The following is a 20,654-nucleotide window of genomic DNA, read 5'->3' as shown; positions in this document are numbered from 1 at the left end:
CGACCACCGTATCGCTGGCTGGATAGACGAAGGAGCGGGGGATGCCCTTTTCCTGGAGTTTTTTTTTTTCAAGCAGAAGACGGCATACGATATGGTCGGCGTTTCCCTCTGCAAAGAGTGCGGAGGCATTGGTGATAATATTCTGCTCTGCTTTTAATATATCATCGGTGGAAACATACTCTAACAATTGTGTCTGCAAGTCTGCAAAACGCCGGTTGACATTGATGAATTCGTCTACATTTGATGGTATCGGCAGTGAGGTACGATTCCCCAGCCAAAGGGAAAAGTCGGTGACTACACGCTTGAAATCAATGGAGCGGTTCTCATTGACCAGATAGAAAAACTCTTTGAAATATTCCAGCGAATGAGCATAGATACTCTGAATCGGCTTTCCAGAAAAGCTGGTGAGCTGTAAAATAAGCTCCTTTGTAAAGTTACCGGTCACACAGAAACCGTCATATTGGTCATAAATCCGGCGGTAAAGCTCCGGGAGTTCTGCGATTAGATTATATTCATAAAAATCAAGATCACATAGATCGTTAAAATTGAATCCATAGTACTGCATAAGCTGCTTGATGTATTCACAATAGTGCGGCGCAGAAAGAAAAGCTACTCTTGGCTTCATGAAAAGCTACCTCCATAAATTTTAAATAGTTGAATAAATTATAACATAATGTTTATGAATTTGTAAATTGGAATTAACTTAAGATAAATTTATGAATCTATAGCTGGATAGGCAAAATGCACAAAAATTAAAGAGATTAATAAGTGAATATAACTATATTTTCAAATACATATTGACAAAAGGGACGGTAATATATAAACTATTTAATAAATAAGAATAAAATATTTAATAAATAGGAGGACAAAATGGAACCGACAAATACGTTTTTAAAAAGAGCGGAAGAAATGGCAGAAGAGCTAGTGGCAATGCGCCGCCATTTCCATGAAAATCCCGAACTTGGCATGGGAACCACGAATACGGCAGCCTTTGTGGTCAGCAAACTGAAGGAAATGGGGTATGAACCTCAGACAGTGGCCGAGACAGGGGTGACTGCTACCGTGGGAAAAGCAGGCGGTAAGGTATTACTGCTCCGAGCGGATATGGACGCCCTCCCGATGCAGGAGGAAAGTGGTCTGGAATTTGCTTCAAAAGTGCCGGGCGCAGCTCACTGCTGTGGACATGATCTACATACTGCAATGCTTCTGGGGGCGGCAAAGCTGCTGAAAGAGCAGGAAGAGTCATTGGAAGGCATGATTAAGCTTTTATTCCAGCCGGCGGAAGAGAATATGCAGGGAGCCCGCGCTATGATAGAGGCTGGAGTCATGGAAAATCCTCACGTAGACGCAGCCTTTGCCATTCATGTGAACTCGATAGCAAAGAGTGGACGGCTTCTTGTGTTCGGCGGCCCGACCTGTGCCTCCTCCGATTTATTTACAATACGAATCAAGGGACATGGAGGACACGGCTCCAGACCAGACGAGACGGTGGATCCGCTCAATGTTGCGTCCCACATACATATTGCACTGCAGGCGCTGCAGGCAAGGGAACTGCGTGCCGGGGAGACCGGAGTCCTCACAGTGGGATGCATCAAAGGGGGGACTACCTTCAACGTGATTCCGGATGAAGCGGTCATGCTGGGTACCGTGCGTACTTATAATAAGGAGGTCCGGGAGATGCTGCTGAAACGAATGAAGGATATTGCGGCAGATATAGCGCATGCCTTCCGTGCAGAAGCCACCGTTGAATTGAGCGACAACTACACCATACCACTTGTATCGGACAAAGACATGGCGGCGTTTGCAGTCAACTCATTCCGTGAGATGCTTCCGCAAGAACAAGTGGTAAGCATGCAGAAGTCATTTCCGGGCTCAGAAGATTTCGCTTTCATCGCCGACAAAGTTCCGACTTTGTTCGTAGTGCTGGGTGCTACAGTGCAGATGGGAACAGAGTTCGGTCAGCATCATCCAAAGGTAAAGTTCAATGAAGCATGTCTTCCAATCGGGGCGGCTGCCTATGCCCAGATGGCATGTGAGTGGCTGAAGAAGAACAAATAAAGGAGAAAAACAATGGAGAAAAAGAGAGAAAAGATACATTATGCGTGGTTTATTTTAGGGGCTTGTGTGTTGATTAATATTATTGTGCAGTCTCTGGTAATGCAGGTGAGCGCGCTGTACATCCTTCCGATGTACAATGATCTGCAGATTCCAAGGACACTGCTGTCACTGCAGAGTGTAATGATAACGGTGGGAGCCGTGGTCAGCGCTCCGGTGTGGGGGAAAATCTATAAGACGAAAGATGCAAGGAAGCTTTTGCCTATGAGTGTGGCCGTTACGGCGCTGTGTACAATAGGCAGGTCATTCATGCCGAACATTTGGTGTATTCTTCCCCTTTCCTTTATAAAGGGAATATTCTTCACCGGAAGTACCCTGCTTCCAATTTCTATATTACTTACTGCGTGGTTCAAGGAGAAACGAGGATTTGCGATCAGCGTTGCAACAATCGGTACAAGTATCGGTGGCGTTATTTTCAACCCAGTCGTAGAAAAACTCATATCTACTTATGGATGGAGAACGGCGGACCGTGTCACAGGCGCGCTCATGTTCGTCATAACCGTGCCGTGTCTGTATGCGATTATCCGTAACCGTCCGAAAGACAAAGGCCTTCTGCCTTACGGCGTGACTGATATTGCTGCACTGAAAGGAAATACGCAGCAGAAGCAGGAAGTTTTGACTGGCATGACAATGAAAGAGGCGATGAAATCTCCTATCTTATATCTATTCCTGTTTGCGGTTCTTGCCATGACATTTGCCAATGGCGCGGCGCTCCAGACTCCTACTTATCTGGCGGATATCGGATATGGAACAGCAGTGGCGGCCAGAGCGGCGTCTGCGTATGCGGCGGTAGGTATATTTGGAAAATTAATTTTGGGAAGTATTGTAGATAAATTCGGTGAGAAAAAAGGTGTTATTTACATCTGTTCAGTAACGACAATCGCATATATATGCTTTATCTTTGCAAGAAGCAGAGTGGCGTTTTTCGGACTTATTTTATTCTATGGACTTTCCACAGGCATGGTTTCTGTAATGCCTACACTTTTGACCAGCAAGATTTTTGGAAACAGGGACTATGGCCCGATTTACGGTGTTGTTGTTTCTGTGAACCGTTTCGGCGGAATCATCGGAAACCTTCTTGTTTCCCTGCTGTTTGATATCACAGGAAACTATTCTATCATCTGGCCGGCTTGCGCGGTGATGATTGTACTGACGCTCATTTCCATTTTGGCATGTATGGCGATGTCTAAGAAAAAGATGTCCGTTGCGGTGCCTGAGGCCGGGGCAGAAGCGTAATAAGTTTGAACGGAAATATCTTTTCATAAAAGTATGCAGAATATCTGAGATGATTTTCTGCATACTTTTTTAATTTCAGAGAGGAGCGGAAGTTTTGTCTGGTAAAATAATAGAAAAAAGTATATAATAGGAAGACAAAACTCAAAATCGGTAATCAAAGGAGTGTAAAAGATATGGCGGACAGACTGCAGTTTCAGAAAAAGCTTTCAGGATTAGTAAGGCTTTGTAATGAAAAGGGGAGAATGATAGAGATAGATGAAGTGGAAGCATATTTTGGGGAGGACGGGCTCACGGATGAACAGATGGAGCTTGTATATGATTTTTTGCTCTCACAGAAGATTATAGTCAAGGGGTATGTGAAGAAGGGCGGAACGGTAAAGCCTGCGTCGGATGACGCTCATAATCAGGGCATCTTAAGCTCTGAGGAGGAGAAGTATCTCAAGACTTATGAGGCGGAGATGGGTACGATGCCCGAAGACAATCCTTTATCCTACTATCTGCCCAAGGTGGTGGAGATAGCCCGAGAGCTTCACCGTCCAGAAGTTTTTCTGGGAGACTTGATTCAGGAAGGCAATGTGGGCCTTATGCTGGCGATGGAAAAAGAGGACACCGCAGAGGAAGAGATTCTCGCCATGGTCCGGCAAAGCATGGAAGCTCTTTTGGAGGAGCAGGCCGAGGTCAAGGTGAGAGACCGCAAAATGGTTGAGCGCGTGCAGGAATTAGATGAGCTGATTAAAAAGTTGACGGAAGAGATGGGAAGAAAGGTAAGTGTGGATGAGCTTGCCCAGTTTTCGGAACTAGGGGAGGAAGAAATCGCGGATATTCTGAAATTGGCGGGCGAAGAAGTTCCGGAAGATGAGGGGACAGAAAGCGTATAGAAAAAATCCATATCTGGCAATAATATATTGGAAAAATAAATAAATAATTCATCGGATTGCCTTGAAACAAACAAGTGTTTTGAGTATACTGATAATTGTTTGAAAAATATGTAAAAATATGTAGACCAGAGGAGAAGCATTATGAAAAAGAGATTGCTCAGTATTCTTTTATGCGCGGCATTGACAGGCATCCTTGTGGCTGGATGCGGGGCAAAAAAGAACGACGACACGAATAAGGAAGATAAAACAACAGAGACGAAGGAAATCACGGTGATGGTTCCGGACTGGGCCGTGCCAAGCGACGATATGCTCGCAGATTTCACGGAGGATACCGGCATCGAAGTGGTGATGAATGTGGTCGGATGGGATGATATCCGTGACAAGGTAGCCATTGCCGCGTCCGGCGGAGCCGCTGCGGCCGATGTAATTGAAGTGGACTGGTCCTGGGTGGGAGAGATGAACAGCGCAGGATGGCTGGAAGAGATTGAGATGTCCGATGAAGATAAGGCGGATATGCCTACATTGGAGACATTTACTATCGACGGTAAAGTGCTGGCTGTTCCGTATGCCAATGATTACCGAATCGCTTATTACAACAAGGAACACTTTAAGGCGGCAGGGATTGAGAAGGCGCCGGAGACTTGGGATGAAGTATACGATGCGCTGAAAAAGATTAAAGAGGCAGGAATCGTGGAGTATCCATATACCATGCCGATGAACGCGGATGAATCTGCGACCACCTCCATGATGTGGATGGCGTTCTCAAGAAGCGGACAAGTGTTTAATGAAGATGGAACACTGAATGAAGAGGCTGTCGTGGATGCATTGGAGTTTGAGAAGAAGCTGGTCGACGAGGGATATACAGACCCGGCGATCAAGACTGCGTCCGGCATGGACTGCTACCGTAAGATAACGGCCGGCGAGGCAAGCTTTATGGTAGGCCCTACGAAGTTTGTCGGACTTAGCAATAATAAAGAAGAATGTAGCGTGGTGGGACAGATCGAGGCAATTCTCCTGCCGGGCAAAGAAGGTACTTCTGATAAGACTATGCCGCTGCCCGAGGCAGTTGGAGTGACAAAATTTTCCAAGAATAAAGAGGCGGCTAAAGAGTTCGTGAAATGGTATACTTCTGCAGATACGCAGAAAGACCTGTTTAAGGCGAACAGCTCTATTCCTACACGGAACGAAGTACTGGCAGAGCTGATCGAGGACGGTACCATTGAAAATGCGGGCGCAATGCTGGATGAGGCGAAGCTTATCAAGTCCCCATTCCCGCAGGGAATTCCGGCATACTACTCCGAGATGAGCAACGCGATTTACAACAATATCAATAAGATGGTTCTTGGTGAAGTGTCTGCTCAGGAGGCGTTCGACGCGATGAATAAGAAGGTTACAGAACTGACGTCTGAATAGACAAAAGATAAGGCAAAGAGGAGCATATGGTTCATATGAAAAAAAGATCTGAGGGAGCGCTAGGCATTGCGCTCCTTTTGCCAATTATTACAATTATGGTAATACTGGTGTATTATCCTATTATTAAGACATTTTCATACAGCATGCAGAAGATGAAACTCACGGCCCCGCAGGATACTGGTTTCGTCGGGTGGGCCAATTATCGGAGTGTACTTACTTCCGATTCTTTTTGGTACAGCTTTCAAAATACCATGTTTCTTCTGGCGGTGGTTGTTGTACTTACCACGGTCTTTGGCGTGTGCGTGGCACTGATGTTAAATGTAGATACGAAGCTTTCCGGGGTGCTGATGGCGGCTGCCGTCCTTCCGTGGGCCTTGCCGCCGGTGGTGAACGGCATTATCTGGCGTTTTATATTCCATCCGGGCTATGGGTTTATGAATAAGCTTTTGATTGTGTTTGGCGTCACGGATAAACCGATTGAATGGATGTCCAGCCGCTTTCTGCTCTTATTTGTAGTGGCGCTCGTTGTGGCTTGGCGAAGCATTCCCTTTTCCGCGATTGTATGCCTTTCCGGGCTTCGCGCCATTCCACAGGAGCTCTATGAGGCGGCTAAGATCGACGGTGCGGGGAGATGGACAGTATTTCGTTACATTACGGCGCCCCTTGTACGGCCCTTTGTGGGAATCGGCATTACGGCAGCCTCCATTTCCGCGGTCAACATTTTTGATGAGATTGTCGCCCTTTCGGGATACAGTGACTTAGGGAAGAACCTTCTGATTGAAAGCTACCTCACCACTTTCTCTTTTTTGGACTTTGGAAAAGGCAGCGCCCTGACTTATATTATCATGTTGATTTCTGCGGTGCTGGGATTCTTTTATCTTAGGAGCCTCGGCAAGGAGGTGGAGTATTAGATGAACACAAAGAGAGGAAAGTTGTTATACACGGTGGTAGTGATTGTTTTTCTCATTTTTACGGTGGGACCTTTTGTATGGGCCTTCTTTGTATCGATAACCCCGGAATTTGAAATGTTTAAAAATACGATGAATATGTTTCCCACAGAACCGACTTGGACGAATTATGTCACATTGTTTACTGATTCGGCCAGACAGAGTAAAATCCTTTTCCAAGGAATGGCTAATTCACTGAAAGCTGTGGGGCTTACGCTTCTTATCGGAATACCGGTTGCGCTGATGTCGGCATATTCTCTTTCCCGGTTCCAATTCCGGGGGAAACGTGTGATTAAGAATGCAATTCTTATTACCATGGTAATTCCGGTATTTGCTACGGTCATACCTCTTTACCGGATTTTCGTGGCGTATGAACTGCTTGATAAAATGTTCTGGCTCAGCCTTGTATATGCCAGTTCATTTCTTCCGATGAGTATCTGGTTGATGTCCAATTACTTTACGACAATTCCTGTAGAGATAGAAGAGGCGGCAAGGGTAGATGGCTGTGGAAGAATCCGCACCTTTTTTGCCATTATTCTTCCGGTAGCCTATCCGGTTGTGATTTCCAGCGCGCTCATCATGTTCTTAAGTGCATGGAATCAATTTCAGATTCCACTGATACTGGCTTCCTCCTTCCAGACGAAACCAGTGTCCATCGTCACCAGTGAATTCATGGTAAAAGATTCTATACAATATGGCATAACTGCGGCGGCAGGGCTGATCGCCATCGTGCCTCCGGCGGCAGCAGCATTGATATTCCGGAAGTATCTTGTATCCGGGATGACAAGGGGATCGACCAAGTAAGGAGGAATGAAAATGGACAGACCTGATTTAAACAAAGAGATGAGCAGTTCGGAGTTTCAGAGTTTTTACTATTTAAAAGAAGAACTGACAGCCTTCTGCAGGGAAAACGGACTTCCGGTTTCGGGTGGGAAGACGGAGATTGCAGAGAGGATAGCGTATTTTCTTGACACAGGCAGAGTTTTAAACAATTCCCGCGCTAAAAAGAAGGCGCCGGTGGTCGGTGTGATCAGCGAGAACACAAAGATTGAGCCTGATTTTGTATGCAGTGAAAAGCACCGTGCATTTTTTAAGGAGCGGATAGGGAAGAGCTTCTCTTTTTATGTTGCCTTTCAGAAATGGTTAAAAGGCAGCGCTGGGAAAACATATGGAGACGCTATTGAGGCATATTACGAAATCTTGGAAGAGAAGAAAAAGGGAAAAACGGTTATAGATAAGCAGTTTGAGTATAATACGTATATCCGTGATTTTTTTGCGGCTAACAGCAAGAAATCCTTGGATGAAGCCATTAAGTGCTGGAAATACAAGAAGGGGCTGCCCGGACATAACCGGTATGAAGAAGCGGACTTGAAAGCATTAGAATAGAAGGAAAGATTATGAATAGGAATGTGATTGAAACGACCGCCCGTGAATATATAGCAAGGCATCTGAATTGTAAGGTAGAAGATTTTCAAAAGCCCTATCCGGTTTTTGTGGCTAATGACGACGAGGCCTATCCGTTTTTTGAGATATGTACCGTGGGAGCTTCCGCCATCGTTTCGGCTTCCGGTGGGCTGGTGGCAAAGCTTAAAAAGCTGTTGGAAAATAAAAACAGGGATGAAATATTCGAGTGCCCGTTTGTATACGGACAGTCTATATTCTATATCCCTGATACCAAGAGGCTCCACAGATATCCACTTGATACGGGATACAATTATGAATTGCTTCAAGGTGAAGAGATACGAAAGTTAAAAGGTATCTCAGGATTTGAAAATTCCCTTACGTTTGATGAAAAGGGAGTGCCTTCTGCCTGTATTGTGTTTTGCGCTGTGAAAAACAGTGAAGTCGTGGCTTTGGCCGGGGCGTCGAAGGAATCTGATGAGATGTGGGAGATTGGTATAGATGTAGTGCCACAATATAGGAAAAGAGGGCTGGCAGTTAGGTTGGTGAGCAATTTGGCCTGTACAATTTTGGAGCAGGGAATTGTACCTTTTTACTGTGCCTCGACTACGAATATAGGTTCCCAAGCAGTGGCCTTCAGGAGCGGGTTTGTTCCTTGCTGGGTAAGTACCTACGGTAATATATGGGATGGAAATTATGCTTACCATGATATTATGAAGGGGCTGTCCCTTGGATAACTGCATAATGCGCAAGGGCAACCGATATTTGCGCGATAGGTGGTAGAGGCAACCGGGTGGACATGTTAAATTAGAGTCAAGAAAAAGAAAGGAGACAATAAAGGATGCAGGTTACTTTTATTATGATTATCATCTCTCTCATTTTCTTGGGTGTGTTCATTTTACTTTTCACTCTTGTTGTCCGCGCGCTTTTAAAATATATTCGTTCTGTGGATGTGCGCAAAGAAAAGGAAGAATTAACGAAATCCCTTGGAGAATTGTTGAAATATCACCGAACCCAATGTAAAATGACACAGGAGTTTGTGGCTGAGGCGATCGGGGTCAGCCGTCAGGCGGTGTCGAAATGGGAGAATGGAACGTCTGACCCAAGCACTTCAAATTTGTGTGCTTTGGCAAAGCTGTATGGCGTATCGGTAGAAGAGCTGCTGAGACAGCTTGATTAGTAGTATAAAATAAGGCATAAAAATTCCCTTCAGACTGTGCAGCGTTCATTCGCGCCAGCCCGAAGGGAATTTCTTACATTTTATTCATACCAAAAAGTCATTGTAAGCGTGTGAATCATGCTTCTTCGGCGTAATCTTCGATGGTCTCTGTTATCATTGAGCTGTCCATATTCTCGGGCAGGTATAGATGTACCTGTTCCACTCGGTTCTTGTCCAGCTTTTCGACCACCATGCGGATACCTTCCTCTGTAGTAATCTCGTCGCCGGTCTCCGGCAGCCGGTCCAGCCGCTCGATGATGAATCCTCCGACAGAGTCGTAATCCTCGGAGTCCAAAGTCAGATCCAGACTGTCATTCAAATCATCCAGATTGGTGGAGCCTTCCACAATATATTCACGCTCGTTGATAGCGCGTATCATCTCTTCTTCATTCTCGTCGTATTCATCATGAATCTCGCCCACAATCTCTTCCAGTATATCTTCCAGAGTGATGAGGCCTGCTGTTTCGCCATACTCATCAAGTACGATGGCGATGTTGAAAGACGCCTGACGCATCTCTACGAGAAGTTCTGAGATGTTCTTATATTCATAGGTAAAGTAAGCTTCCCTGAGAATGTCCTTTAAATGGAATTCCTTCTTATTATCAAAGAGAAGCAGATCCTTCATATTAATAGTACCGATTACGTTGTCCTTGCTGTCCTCGTAAACCGGGAGCCGTGTGAATTTGTCTTCTTTAAATAATGCAATCAATTCTTCGTAGGTACAGTCTGCGTCGGCAAAGGTTACATTCACACGAGGAACCATTACATCTTTTGCCTTGGCGTCGCCCAGATCGAATACATTGTAAATCATTTCTTTTTCTTCCGATTCGATGACTCCGTCCTCATGACTGACGTCCACGATTGTACGAAGCTCGTTCTCTGTCATGGTGTCATTCTTGGCGTTGGGGTCTACCCGAAGCAAAAATAATACGCCGAGGGATAAACTGTTGATAATGAAGATGAATGGCGTCATCAACTTCATAAATATATAAATGATAGGTGCATAGAAGAGAGACATCTTCTCGGCATGGATAGTCGCCATTGTCTTCGGGGTAATCTCTCCGAACAACAGAATAAGTACAGTCAGTATTCCGCTGGCCAATGCGACAGCAGAACCGCCAAGATTGTACGCGAGGGTGGTCGTCAGGGACGCGGCCGACAGATTGACGATGTTATTTCCAATTAGAATAGCACTCAGCATCTTGCCTGAATCTTCAGTTACTTTTAAGGTTGTTGCGGCCCGCTTGTTTCCTTCTTCCATGAGGGAACGGAGCCTGATTTTGTTGACGGTCGTCAGGGATGTCTCGGCCGATGAAAAGAAGCCAGATAACACCAATAAGATAATTAGAATAATAATTTGCGTGACACTACTCGAGTCCACAGTAAAAGTTCACTCCTTTTAAAAATAGTATTTATTTACCAATATAGCGCATTTCCGGGGATTTTGCAAGTGTACGTTGAATTTACTAAGGGTTTCGTGTATGATAATAAGAGAAAAAAGTTTGGGAGAGTCATATGAATTATAATTTTGAAGAGCAGTTATTTACTATTATAGATAAAAAAAAGATACTTAGAGATGAACCAATGAAGAGCCATACTACTTTTCGGGTGGGCGGACCTGCGGATTACTTTGTGATTCCGGAAGGAGATGCCCAATTGAGAGATGTTGTCCTTTTATGCCGAAAAGAGAAGATGCCCTACTATGTGTTGGGCAATGGCAGTAATTTGTTGGTGGGAGATAAGGGATTCCGAGGGGTCGTAATCCAGATTTTCAAAGATATGAATCGGATTACGGTCGATGGCGATGTCCTCACAGCGCAGGCGGGGGCGTCTCTCGCCATGGCCGCCAATGCCGCTTTGGAGCATGGCCTGACAGGATTTGAGTTTGCCGCTGGCATACCTGGCACGCTGGGAGGAGCGACAGTGATGAATGCGGGAGCTTACGGGGGTGAGCTGAAGGATGTGCTCGTAAGCGCAAAGGTGTTGACGAAGGAGGGAGAGATTCGGATTCTTTCCAATGAAGAACTGGAGCTTGGATACCGGAGAAGCATCATCCCGGAAAAGGGGTATATTGTGCTGGAGGCGAGTATAGGCCTTTCTCCCGGGGATAAGGGAGAGATAAAGGCACGGATGGATGAACTGAGAGAACGCCGCATAAGCAAGCAGCCTCTGGAGTATCCAAGCGCCGGGAGTACCTTTAAGCGCCCGGAGGGATATTTTGCGGGAAAGCTGATACAGGATGCAGGATTGAAAGGATTTACGGTGGGGGGCGCACAAGTTTCTGACAAGCACAGTGGATTTGTCATCAACAAGGGAGACGCGACAGCGGCGGACATCAGGGAGTTGATTTGTCAGGTGTCCCGGAGGGTAAAGGAAGTGTGCGGCGTAGAGCTGGAGCCGGAAGTGAAGCAGATAGGAGAATTCTAGGATGAGATTTGTCATTGTGACGGGGATGTCGGGCGCGGGTAAGTCGACAACTTTGAAAATGTTGGAGGATATGGGATATTTTTGTGTGGACAATATGCCCATACCCTTGATGTCAAAGCTCACAGAGCTGCTCCTCCTGCCGGGAGGAGAGATTACCAAGATGGCTCTTGGTTTGGATATCCGAAGCGGCCAGAATATTGAGGAGCTGGAGCAGATTCTGAATAATATGGATGAGCAGGGGCAGGAGTATGAGATTCTTTTTTTGGAGGCCAACGACGCTGCGCTTGTGAAGCGTTATAAAGAAACGAGACGGAATCATCCGCTTGCGGGCGGCGGCCGGGTGGAGAAGGGAATCGCCGAGGAGCGCCGTAAGATTGGTTTCCTAAAAAAGAGGGCGGATTACATTCTCGATACAAGCCGTCTTCTGACGAGGGAGCTTAAAAGCGAGCTGAATAAAATATTTATTGAAAATAAAGAATATAAGAATCTGTATATCACTGTGCTTTCCTTTGGCTTCAAGTATGGGATTCCGAGTGACGCGGATTTGGTGTTCGACGTGCGTTTTCTTCCTAATCCTTATTATATTGACGAACTTCGTTCCCAGAGTGGGAATGACAAAGAAGTAAGAGATTATGTGATGAACAATGAGAATGCACAAATATTTCTTGATAAGCTCACCGATATGGTAGAATTTTTGATTCCTAATTATGTCGTTGAGGGGAAACATCAGCTGGTCATCGGAATAGGATGTACCGGAGGGAAGCACCGGTCTGTGACTCTGGCCAATGAGCTGTATGAAGCACTGAGGGCGACGGGGGAGACTTACGGGCTGCAAAAGGAGCATCGTGATATAGAAAAAGATGCCGTCACAAAGGCGAAATAAGGCGGGTGGTCAGATGTCGTTTTCGGGAAACGTGAAAGAAGAGTTGTCGAGACAGTTGAGTGCTGCCAGACACTGCCAAATTGCAGAAATTGCCGCAATCATCAGTATGTGCGGCGCGGTGTGCATTGATGTCAGAGGGAGATATTCGCTGAAAATCCACACGGAAAATTTGGCAGTTGCAAGAAAGTGCTTTACATTATTGAAAAAAACATTTAATATAAGAACTGATATCGCAGTTCGCACGAACCGTGCAAAGGGGAGTGTAGTGTATTATGTGATTGTGAAGAATCACGAAGAAGCTATACGTATCCTGCAGGCCGTGAAGCTTATAGACAGACATGGCGAAGTGATGGAAGAGCTTTCCGTGGTGCGGAACTTGGTGATTCAGCAGTCATGCTGTAAGCGGGCGTTCCTAAGAGGCGCATTTTTGGCGGCAGGGTCCATGAGCGATCCTCAAAAGTCATATCATTTTGAAATCGTTTGTGAGGCGGAGCCAAAAGCAGTGCAGATTCAGAAGATTATGCAGAGCTTTCGGCTGGATGCGAAGATTGTCTTGAGGAAAAGGTCTTATGTAGTCTATCTCAAGGAGGGAGCCCAGATTGTGGATGCCCTGAATGTGATGGAGGCTCATTTGGCGCTTATGGAGTTGGAGAACATAAGGATTCTCAAGGACATGAGGAACACGGTGAACCGCAAAGTGAACTGTGAGACTGCGAATATCAACAAAACCGTTTCTGCTGCGGTAAAGCAGATGGAGGACATTAAGTTTATTCAAGAGACAACAGGGCTGGAAAAGCTGCCGGATGGATTGAAGGATATGGCCCTTACACGACTTACATATCCAGAGGCAACTTTAAAGGAATTAGGAAGCCTTCTGAATCCGCCCGTTGGAAAGTCGGGTGTGAATCACAGGCTGAGGAAATTAAGTGAAATGGCAGAAGAGTTAAGGGCAAAGCAAGGAGGAGCAATATGATTAAGAAACCGGTAACCATTCAATTGTCAGAGGGATTAGATGCAAGACCGATCGCATTGCTAGTGCAGGAAGCAAGTCAATATTCCAGTAATGTACATATTGAAATTGACGATAAAAAGATTAATGCCAAAAGTATTATGGGTATGATGAGTCTGCGGTTGTGTCCGGGTGAAGAAATCACTGTTGTAACAGAAGGTACAGATGAGACTGCAGCAGCAGAGGGAATTGAGAAATTCCTTGTAAACGTTAAAAATAGATAAATTCATTCAAAAAAGGCATGATTTGACATGCCTTTTTTATGATATAGGAAATTCCTGAGGAATCCCCTATACCATAGATAAATTTGCAGAGGAGGCATTGCTGTGAAGAAAGCATTATTCATATATAATCCCAACGCGGGGAAGGAGCTGTTAAAGCCGAAGCTGTCCGATGTACTGGACATTATTGTGAAGGCAGGATATGAAGTGGTGGTTTATCCCACACAGAGCTATCGTGACGCATATAAAAAGGTTTCTAGATTTACGGACCACTATGATTTGGTTATATGCAGCGGGGGGGATGGCACGTTGGACGAGGTAGTCACCGGCATGATGAAGAGGGAGGAGCGCATACCGATCGGTTATATACCGACAGGTACGACCAATGATTTTGCCAACAGCCTACACATCCCTAAGGATTTGCTTCAGGCTGCCAATACGGCGGTGAACGGTGAGCCTTTTGCCTGTGACGTGGGAAGATTCAACGATGATATCTTTGTTTATATAGCAGCTTTCGGTCTGTTTACGGATGTATCCTACCAGACAAAGCAGGAAGTGAAGAACATACTTGGACATTTGGCTTATGTTCTGGAGGGGATGACCAGATTGTTCGACATCCCGTCCTATCAGATTCGAGTCACCCATGATGACCAGATCATAGAGGACGAGTTCATCTTTGGAATGGTGACCAATTCCCGTTCGGTGGGAGGTTTCCGCAATATGATAGGCAAAAATGTAGTGTTCGATGACGGTGAGTTTGAGGTTACGCTCATCAAGACTCCTAAGAATCCTATAGCTTTGCAGGAGATAGTGGGAGCACTTCTGATCAGTCAGATTAATTCTAAGTATATGTATTCTTTTAAGACGGGTTCTATCCGCTTTGAGTCTCTTGAAGAGATTCCGTGGACTCTGGATGGTGAATTTGGGGGACAGCACGACACTGTGGAGATTCATAATTGTCAGAAGACATTGGAAATCATGGTGCCGGAAGGGTGCAGCCAAGAGCTGTCGGAGATGGGGAAGAAGCACTTATTGGAAAGCGGTGAGATGAAAGAATCAGGGAAAAGAGAAGGAGACGGTCTGGAAATGTTCGGACTTATGAACCCGAAAATGTAGCTATTTAAAGGGCTTTTAAGCTTCTTGTAAAAAAAATAAAAAAAAGCTTGTATAAAATGTAAAAATACGATACAATGTCCTAGTGAGGAAATTATCTGGCCCCCTGGTCAAGCGGTCAAGACGCGACCCTCTCACGGTCGAATCAGGGGTTCGATTCCCCTGGGGGTCAGCCTATTTTAAGCCATCTGGAGAAGTGGAGGAATATAAGAATGTTAGTATCAGCAAAAGAAATGTTGCAGAAAGCAAAAGCAGGTCACTATGCTGTAGGACAGTTCAATATCAACAACCTGGAATGGACTAAATGTATTTTACTTGCGGCGGAAGAGACGAAGTCACCGGTAATTCTCGGTGTGTCTGAAGGTGCAGGAAAGTACATGGCAGGATACAAGACTGTTGTAGGAATGGTCAATGGTATGCTGGAAGAGTTGAAAATCACAGTACCGGTTGCGCTTCATTTGGATCATGGCAGTTACGAAGGATGTTTCAAGTGTATTGAGGCAGGTTTCTCATCTATCATGTTTGATGGTTCTCACTACCCGATTGAAGAGAATGTTGCTAAGACAAAAGAGTTAGTGGCAATCTGTGAAGAGAAGGGAATGTCTCTCGAAGCTGAGGTTGGTTCTATCGGCGGAGAAGAAGACGGCGTTATAGGAATGGGCGAATGCGCAGATCCTAACGAATGTAAGATGATTACTGATCTCGGCGTTACTATGCTGGCAGCAGGAATCGGTAATATCCACGGAAAATACCCGGCTAACTGGAAAGGGCTCAGCTTTGAGACTCTGGACGCAGTTCAGCAGCTGACAGGCGAGATGCCGTTAGTACTTCACGGAGGTACAGGGATTCCGGAAGATATGATTAAAAGAGCGATTGACCTTGGTGTGTCCAAGATTAATGTGAATACAGAATGCCAGTTGTCATTTGCCGCTGCGACACGTAAGTATATCGAAGAAGGCAAAGATTTAGAAGGTAAAGGTTTTGACCCGCGTAAGCTGTTGAAACCGGGCTGTGACGCAATTATTGCGACAGTGAAGGAAAAGATGGAACTGTTTGGTTCTGTTGGAAAAGCTGAATAGTCTACTTGGCATTTAATAGAAGGATATAAGAGGAGTTTTGCTTAATTGCAAGACTCCTTTTTACAAATATAAACTTGAGCTAGAAACGAAAGAAGTGTGAGGTACCAAAATGAGTAATGTAATCAATGTAGCTGAGATTTTTGGAGAGAATGTCTTTAATGATGCAGTGATGCAGGAGCGTCTTCCGAAAAAAACCTATAAGGAACTCAAGAAGACAATTGAGGAAGGAAAGGAACTGCAGGCTGCCACGGCAGATGTGATTGCACATGAAATGAAGGAATGGGCAATCGAGAAGGGAGCCACTCATTATTCTCATTGGTTTCAGCCATTGACTGGGGCAACTGCGGAGAAACATGATTCCTTTATCTCTGCGCCGAAGGCGGACGGCAAGGTATTGATGGAGTTCTCGGGCAAAGAGCTAATCAAGGGAGAACCGGATGCATCTTCTTTTCCGTCGGGCGGATTACGCTCTACATTTGAGGCCAGAGGATATACGGCATGGGATTGTACGTCTCCGGCGTTTGTTAAAAAGGATTCTGAGGGTACTGGAGCGATTTTATATATTCCTACGGCTTTCTGCTCCTATAAGGGCGAGGCCTTGGATCAAAAGACACCGCTTCTGCGCTCCATGGAAGCGATAGACAAGCAGTCCATACGGCTTCTGCGTCTGTTCGGCAACACTACATCCCAGAAGGTGACTCCTTCCGTGGGGGTGGAGCAGGAGTATTTTTTGGTGGACCGTGAAAAATATTTGAAACGGAAAGATCTTGTATTTACCGGGCGTACGCTTTTTGGCGCGAATCCTCCGAAAGGACAGGAGCTTGACGACCACTATTTCGGTGCGATCAGGGAGCGGATTGCGGCGTTTATGAAGGATGTCAATGAAGAACTCTGGAAGATGGGGGTGTCCGCCAAGACGCAGCACAATGAGGTGGCTCCGGGACAGCATGAGCTGGCGCCGATTTATGTGCAGTGCAATGTGGCCGTCGACCACAACCAGCTTGTCATGGAGACGTTGAAGCAGGTAGCTTACCGCCATAATCTTCATTGTCTCTTGCATGAAAAGCCATTTCAGGGAGTCAACGGTTCAGGAAAGCATAACAACTGGTCCCTTGTGACAGACGACGGGATTAATATTCTGGACCCGGGAAAGACGCCTCATGAAAATATACAGTTCCTTCTTGTTCTGACTTGCATTTTGAAGGCGGTAGACCGCCATGCAGAGCTTTTGAGGGAGTCGGCGGCAGATGTGGGCAACGACCATCGTCTGGGCGCGAATGAAGCGCCTCCGGCGATTATATCCGCATATCTGGGAGAACAGCTTGAAGATGTGCTGGCGCAGCTTATCAGTACGGGCGAGGCAGCACACAGCCTGAAAGGCGGAAAGCTGCACACGGGAGTGAGTACCCTGCCGGATTTCTCCAAGGATGCCACAGACAGAAACAGGACATCTCCGTTTGCGTTTACCGGAAATAAGTTCGAGTTCCGTATGGTAGGCTCCAGAGATTCTGTGGCGGCGCCGAATGTGGTGCTCAACAGTATTGTGGCTGAAGCATTTTCGGATGCATGTGATTATCTGGAACAGGCAGAGGACTTTGATTTGGCCGTACATGACTTGATCAAGTGCTATGCTTCCGAGCATCAGCGCATTGTATTCAACGGAAACGGTTATTCAGAAGACTGGGTAGTAGAAGCAGAGCGCAGAGGCCTCCCCAACATCAAGACGATGGTGGAATCTATCGAGTATCTGACCACGGACGACACTGTAAATATGTTTGAAAAATTCGAGGTTTTCAATCGTGCCGAGCTAGAGTCCCGTGCAGAAATTAAATATGAGACATATTCGAAGGCAATCAATATTGAATCCCGCTCTATGATTGACATAGCCAGCAAACATATTATTCCGGCAGTCATCAAATATGTCACCTCTCTGGCAAACTCAATCAATCAAGTGAAACAAGCTTGCGCAGGGGCCAGCGTTGAGGTTCAGGAGGAGCTGCTGCTGCAGGCATCCTCTCTCCTTTCGGATACCAAGAAAGCCTTGAAAAGGCTGGAAGAGGTCACTGAGCAGGTAACCGGCAAGGAAGAGGGAAAAGAACAGGCTTATTTCTTTATGGAACAAGTTGTACCTGCCATGGAGGCGCTTAGAAAGCCGGTTGACAATCTGGAGATGATTGTAGATAAGAGTATGTGGCCTATGCCTTCCTACGGAGATTTACTGTTCGAGGTATAAAATCTTGGGGTATATGCCTAAAAGATAATGATTATGATGCGGCATATTATGAAAAATATAGAAATTAGAATTAAGTATTGCATTTTAAAGTGAAAAAGTGTATCTTAGGTATATCTAAAAAGTGTATAAGATTAGAATGAACGATGGCGTTCCACTCAGGTGGGGCGCCATCGTTTTTTTAATCGTCTGTATTCAGAAGAAAGGAAGGAAATTATGAGCAGTAAATTGTTTAATGTAGCGGACATTTTTGGAGAAGACGTGTTTAATGACAGTGTTATGCAGGAAAGACTTCCGAAAAAGATTTATAAGAAGCTGAAGGATACGATTGGAGAGGGCAGAGAGCTGGATCTTGAGACGGCGGATGTAATCGCCCATGAGATGAAGGAATGGGCGATTGAAAAGGGAGCCACTCATTATACCCATTGGTTTCAGCCTTTGACGGGATTTACGGCGGAGAAGCATGATTCCTTTATTTCTGCGCCTCTGCCCAATGGCAAGGTTTTAATGAGCTTTTCTGGGAAAGAATTGATTAAGGGCGAGCCAGATGCCTCTTCTTTTCCTTCGGGAGGCCTGAGGGCCACCTTTGAGGCGAGAGGGTATACCGCATGGGACTGTACCTCTCCGGCGTTCGTGAGAAAGGACGCGGCAGGCGCGATACTATGTATTCCCACGGCATTCTGCTCTTATACAGGGGAAGCGCTTGATGAAAAGACCCCACTTCTCCGCTCTATGGAGGCTGTGAATAAGGAAGCTTTAAGGCTGCTCCGGCTGTTTGGCAACACCACATCCAAGAAAGTGACGCCGTCGGTAGGGCCGGAGCAGGAATATTTTTTGGTGGATGCTGATAAATTTCTTCAGAGAAAGGATCTCATATATACAGGGAGGACTCTTTTCGGAGCTATGCCGCCCAAGGGGCAGGAGCTTGACGACCATTATTTTGGAACGATCCGCCAGAAAATCGCAGGGTTTATGAAAGATGTTAACGAAGAACTGTGGAAGTTAGGCGTAGCCGCAAAGACTCAGCACAATGAAGTGGCGCCGGCACAGCATGAACTGGCCCCCATTTATGCAGAAGCCAACATAGCGGTCGACCACAATCAGATTATCATGAAGACGCTGAAAAAAGTGGCGTGTCAGCACGGACTTAAGTGCCTGCTCCATGAAAAGCCTTTTGCGGGAGTAAACGGTTCTGGAAAGCACAATAACTGGTCTATCACAACGGATGATGGAATCAATCTTCTTGAGCCGGGCAAGACCCCGCATGAGAACGTACAATTTCTTCTAGTCCTGTCCTGCATTTTAAAAGCTGTGGATATCCATGCGGACCTACTCCGTGAATCAGCGGCAGACCCGGGTAACGACCACCGTCTGGGCGCGAATGAAGCTCCGCCGGCTATCATCTCTGTTTTTCTTGGAGAACAGCTGGAGGATGTAGTAGAACAGCTGATAAGCACCGGCGAAGCGACACGTAGCTTAAAGGGCGGCAAATTAGATACAGGTGTTGCCACACTGCCCGACTTGACAAAAGATGCGACGGACAGAAACAGAACCTCTCCGTTTGCCTTTACAGGAAATAAATTCGAGTTTCGTATGGTAGGCTCCCGTGATTCCATTGCAGGGCCGAATGTTGTGTTAAATACAATTGTAGCGGAGGCGTTTGCCGAGGCTTGCGATATATTGGAAACGGCTGAAGATTTTGAAATGGCTGTGCACGATCTTATAAAAGAATACTTGATGAAGCATCAGAGAATCATTTTTAACGGCAATGGCTATTCTGATGAGTGGGTGGCTGAGGCAGAGCGCAGGGGGCTTCCCAATATTAAATCCATGGTGGAGGCGGTTCCGGCGCTCACCACTGATAAGGCGGTCGGCCTTTTTAGAAGATTTCATGTATTTACTAAGGCAGAACTTGCGTCCCGCGCAGAGATTAAATATGAAAATTATGCAAAAGCCATCAATATCGAAGCAAGAGCCATGTGTGATATTTCAGCGAAACAGATTATCCCGGCGGTCGTCAAATACACTAAATCTCTGGCGGATACTGTACTTTCTGTCAGGGAAGCGGGGGCGGACACTTCAGTACAGGCGGAGCTTTTGACTGAGACAACCAGACTATTGAAGGAGACAAAAGCGGCATTTACGGCACTTTCAGCAGTTGCAGTAGAAGCCACTGAGAAAGAGGAGGGCAAAGAGCAGGCGGAGTTTTATCATTTCACCGTCGTGCCGGCCATGAAGGCGCTGAGAGAGCCGGTCGATCAACTTGAGATGCTGGTAGATAAACAAATGTGGCCCATGCCTTCCTACGGAGATCTGCTGTTTGAAGTATAAACTCTTGTGACAGAATTTATAATTAGATGATTAAAACATAATGAAAAATTAAGACCTTATACTTGGAATGTTTAGAAAATTATGCTACTCTAAGTCTAAGGTCTTTTTAATGTCTGCAAATTTTTTTTAACCGTATACAACAGAAGAGACTG

The 20,654-nt window shown here is 45.8% G+C and carries 19 protein-coding genes and 1 tRNA gene; 18 read left to right on the top strand and 2 right to left on the bottom strand.

Going from position 1 to position 20,654, the window contains the following annotated elements:
* Positions 1-625 (bottom strand): hypothetical protein (locus BN6465_RS21070; protein WP_199882857.1); only part of this gene is annotated, 625 nt, incomplete at its 3' end.
* 245 nt (positions 626-870) lie between these two features.
* Here BN6465_RS21070 and BN6465_RS16705 point away from each other — a divergent pair.
* The 9 genes from BN6465_RS16705 to BN6465_RS16665 all read left to right on the top strand — a co-directional run bounded on the left by BN6465_RS16705 (position 871) and on the right by BN6465_RS16665 (position 9,170).
* Entirely contained in the window at positions 871-2,058 is a 1,188-nt protein-coding gene (locus BN6465_RS16705; RefSeq protein ID WP_066737335.1) for a M20 metallopeptidase family protein, read from the top strand.
* A 12-nt stretch (positions 2,059-2,070) separates the two neighbouring features.
* Positions 2,071-3,351 carry an MFS transporter gene (locus BN6465_RS16700; RefSeq protein WP_066737333.1) on the top strand — a complete coding sequence of 427 codons (1,281 nt, stop codon included), beginning with the start codon at positions 2,071-2,073 and terminating at the stop codon, positions 3,349-3,351.
* A 173-nt stretch (positions 3,352-3,524) separates the two neighbouring features.
* Positions 3,525-4,229 (top strand): hypothetical protein, encoded by a 705-nt coding sequence (locus BN6465_RS16695; protein ID WP_066737331.1) that lies wholly within the window; start codon positions 3,525-3,527, stop codon positions 4,227-4,229.
* 141 nt (positions 4,230-4,370) lie between these two features.
* Complete coding sequence (locus tag BN6465_RS16690; RefSeq protein WP_066737329.1) at positions 4,371-5,642, top strand: sugar ABC transporter substrate-binding protein; 1,272 nt, start codon at positions 4,371-4,373, stop codon at positions 5,640-5,642.
* A gap of 35 nt (positions 5,643-5,677) precedes the next feature.
* Positions 5,678-6,553 (top strand): carbohydrate ABC transporter permease, encoded by an 876-nt coding sequence (locus tag BN6465_RS16685; RefSeq protein ID WP_066738734.1) that lies wholly within the window; start codon positions 5,678-5,680, stop codon positions 6,551-6,553.
* The gene (locus tag BN6465_RS16680) at positions 6,554-7,393 is read left to right on the top strand and encodes a carbohydrate ABC transporter permease (protein ID WP_066737327.1); all 840 of its coding nucleotides are present in this window, start codon (positions 6,554-6,556) and stop codon (positions 7,391-7,393) included. It begins immediately after the preceding gene.
* Between the two features lie 12 nt (positions 7,394-7,405).
* Complete coding sequence (locus BN6465_RS16675) at positions 7,406-7,975, top strand: DUF6434 domain-containing protein (protein WP_066737325.1); 570 nt, start codon at positions 7,406-7,408, stop codon at positions 7,973-7,975.
* A gap of 11 nt (positions 7,976-7,986) precedes the next feature.
* Positions 7,987-8,727 (top strand): GNAT family N-acetyltransferase, encoded by a 741-nt coding sequence (locus BN6465_RS16670; RefSeq protein WP_066737323.1) that lies wholly within the window; start codon positions 7,987-7,989, stop codon positions 8,725-8,727.
* 104 nt (positions 8,728-8,831) lie between these two features.
* The gene (locus BN6465_RS16665; RefSeq protein WP_066737320.1) at positions 8,832-9,170 is read left to right on the top strand and encodes a helix-turn-helix domain-containing protein; all 339 of its coding nucleotides are present in this window, start codon (positions 8,832-8,834) and stop codon (positions 9,168-9,170) included.
* Between the two features lie 115 nt (positions 9,171-9,285).
* On the opposite strand, the gene BN6465_RS16660 is transcribed toward BN6465_RS16665, so the two are convergent.
* Positions 9,286-10,590, bottom strand: a complete 1,305-nt coding sequence (locus BN6465_RS16660; protein WP_066737319.1) for an HlyC/CorC family transporter — start codon at positions 10,588-10,590, stop codon at positions 9,286-9,288.
* 134 nt (positions 10,591-10,724) lie between these two features.
* Between BN6465_RS16660 and murB the strand changes: the two genes are divergently transcribed.
* The 9 genes from murB (at position 10,725) to BN6465_RS16615 (ending at position 20,502) form a co-directional block, all read left to right on the top strand.
* Entirely contained in the window at positions 10,725-11,636 is a 912-nt protein-coding gene (gene murB / locus BN6465_RS16655; protein WP_066737316.1) for a UDP-N-acetylmuramate dehydrogenase, read from the top strand.
* A 1-nt stretch (position 11,637) separates the two neighbouring features.
* Entirely contained in the window at positions 11,638-12,519 is an 882-nt protein-coding gene (rapZ, locus tag BN6465_RS16650; RefSeq protein ID WP_066737311.1) for an RNase adapter RapZ, read from the top strand.
* A 13-nt stretch (positions 12,520-12,532) separates the two neighbouring features.
* Positions 12,533-13,492: a DNA-binding protein WhiA gene (gene whiA / locus BN6465_RS16645; RefSeq protein WP_066737308.1), complete on the top strand. Its 960-nt coding sequence runs from the start codon at positions 12,533-12,535 to the stop codon at positions 13,490-13,492.
* Positions 13,489-13,752, top strand: coding sequence for an HPr family phosphocarrier protein (locus BN6465_RS16640; protein ID WP_066737306.1), 264 nt, complete (start codon positions 13,489-13,491; stop codon positions 13,750-13,752). The genes whiA and BN6465_RS16640 overlap by 4 nt, the downstream gene beginning before the upstream one ends.
* 102 nt (positions 13,753-13,854) lie before the next feature.
* Positions 13,855-14,865, top strand: a complete 1,011-nt coding sequence (locus BN6465_RS16635) for a diacylglycerol/lipid kinase family protein (protein WP_066737304.1) — start codon at positions 13,855-13,857, stop codon at positions 14,863-14,865.
* A gap of 97 nt (positions 14,866-14,962) precedes the next feature.
* Positions 14,963-15,034: transfer RNA gene (locus BN6465_RS16630), tRNA-Glu, on the top strand.
* A gap of 40 nt (positions 15,035-15,074) precedes the next feature.
* Positions 15,075-15,941 carry a class II fructose-1,6-bisphosphate aldolase gene (gene fba, locus BN6465_RS16625; protein ID WP_066737300.1) on the top strand — a complete coding sequence of 289 codons (867 nt, stop codon included), beginning with the start codon at positions 15,075-15,077 and terminating at the stop codon, positions 15,939-15,941.
* A 109-nt stretch (positions 15,942-16,050) separates the two neighbouring features.
* The gene (locus tag BN6465_RS16620; protein WP_066737299.1) at positions 16,051-18,174 is read left to right on the top strand and encodes a glutamine synthetase III family protein; all 2,124 of its coding nucleotides are present in this window, start codon (positions 16,051-16,053) and stop codon (positions 18,172-18,174) included.
* A 213-nt stretch (positions 18,175-18,387) separates the two neighbouring features.
* Positions 18,388-20,502, top strand: a complete 2,115-nt coding sequence (locus tag BN6465_RS16615; RefSeq protein ID WP_066737297.1) for a glutamine synthetase III family protein — start codon at positions 18,388-18,390, stop codon at positions 20,500-20,502.
* Positions 20,503-20,654: the final 152 nt, after the last annotated feature.

Origin of the sequence: Bariatricus massiliensis, assembly GCF_900086725.1 — a bacterium.
Lineage (GTDB): Bacteria > Bacillota > Clostridia > Lachnospirales > Lachnospiraceae > Allocoprococcus > Allocoprococcus massiliensis.
The sequence above is the reverse complement of the archived record's forward strand: the minus strand, read 5'-3'. Positions and strand labels throughout refer to the sequence as shown.

Coding starts and splice junctions, on each gene's coding strand:
- BN6465_RS16680 (WP_066737327.1), top strand. CDS start 6,554: ATGAACACAAAGAGAGGAAAGTTGTTATACACGGTGGTAGTGATTGTT.
- BN6465_RS16690 (WP_066737329.1), top strand. CDS start 4,371: ATGAAAAAGAGATTGCTCAGTATTCTTTTATGCGCGGCATTGACAGGC.
- rapZ (WP_066737311.1), top strand. CDS start 11,638: ATGAGATTTGTCATTGTGACGGGGATGTCGGGCGCGGGTAAGTCGACA.
- BN6465_RS16670 (WP_066737323.1), top strand. CDS start 7,987: ATGAATAGGAATGTGATTGAAACGACCGCCCGTGAATATATAGCAAGG.
- fba (WP_066737300.1), top strand. CDS start 15,075: ATGTTAGTATCAGCAAAAGAAATGTTGCAGAAAGCAAAAGCAGGTCAC.
- BN6465_RS16695 (WP_066737331.1), top strand. CDS start 3,525: ATGGCGGACAGACTGCAGTTTCAGAAAAAGCTTTCAGGATTAGTAAGG.
- whiA (WP_066737308.1), top strand. CDS start 12,533: ATGTCGTTTTCGGGAAACGTGAAAGAAGAGTTGTCGAGACAGTTGAGT.
- BN6465_RS16685 (WP_066738734.1), top strand. CDS start 5,678: ATGAAAAAAAGATCTGAGGGAGCGCTAGGCATTGCGCTCCTTTTGCCA.
- BN6465_RS16700 (WP_066737333.1), top strand. CDS start 2,071: ATGGAGAAAAAGAGAGAAAAGATACATTATGCGTGGTTTATTTTAGGG.
- BN6465_RS16675 (WP_066737325.1), top strand. CDS start 7,406: ATGGACAGACCTGATTTAAACAAAGAGATGAGCAGTTCGGAGTTTCAG.
- BN6465_RS16615 (WP_066737297.1), top strand. CDS start 18,388: ATGAGCAGTAAATTGTTTAATGTAGCGGACATTTTTGGAGAAGACGTG.
- BN6465_RS16620 (WP_066737299.1), top strand. CDS start 16,051: ATGAGTAATGTAATCAATGTAGCTGAGATTTTTGGAGAGAATGTCTTT.
- murB (WP_066737316.1), top strand. CDS start 10,725: ATGAATTATAATTTTGAAGAGCAGTTATTTACTATTATAGATAAAAAA.
- BN6465_RS16665 (WP_066737320.1), top strand. CDS start 8,832: ATGCAGGTTACTTTTATTATGATTATCATCTCTCTCATTTTCTTGGGT.
- BN6465_RS16640 (WP_066737306.1), top strand. CDS start 13,489: ATGATTAAGAAACCGGTAACCATTCAATTGTCAGAGGGATTAGATGCA.
- BN6465_RS16705 (WP_066737335.1), top strand. CDS start 871: ATGGAACCGACAAATACGTTTTTAAAAAGAGCGGAAGAAATGGCAGAA.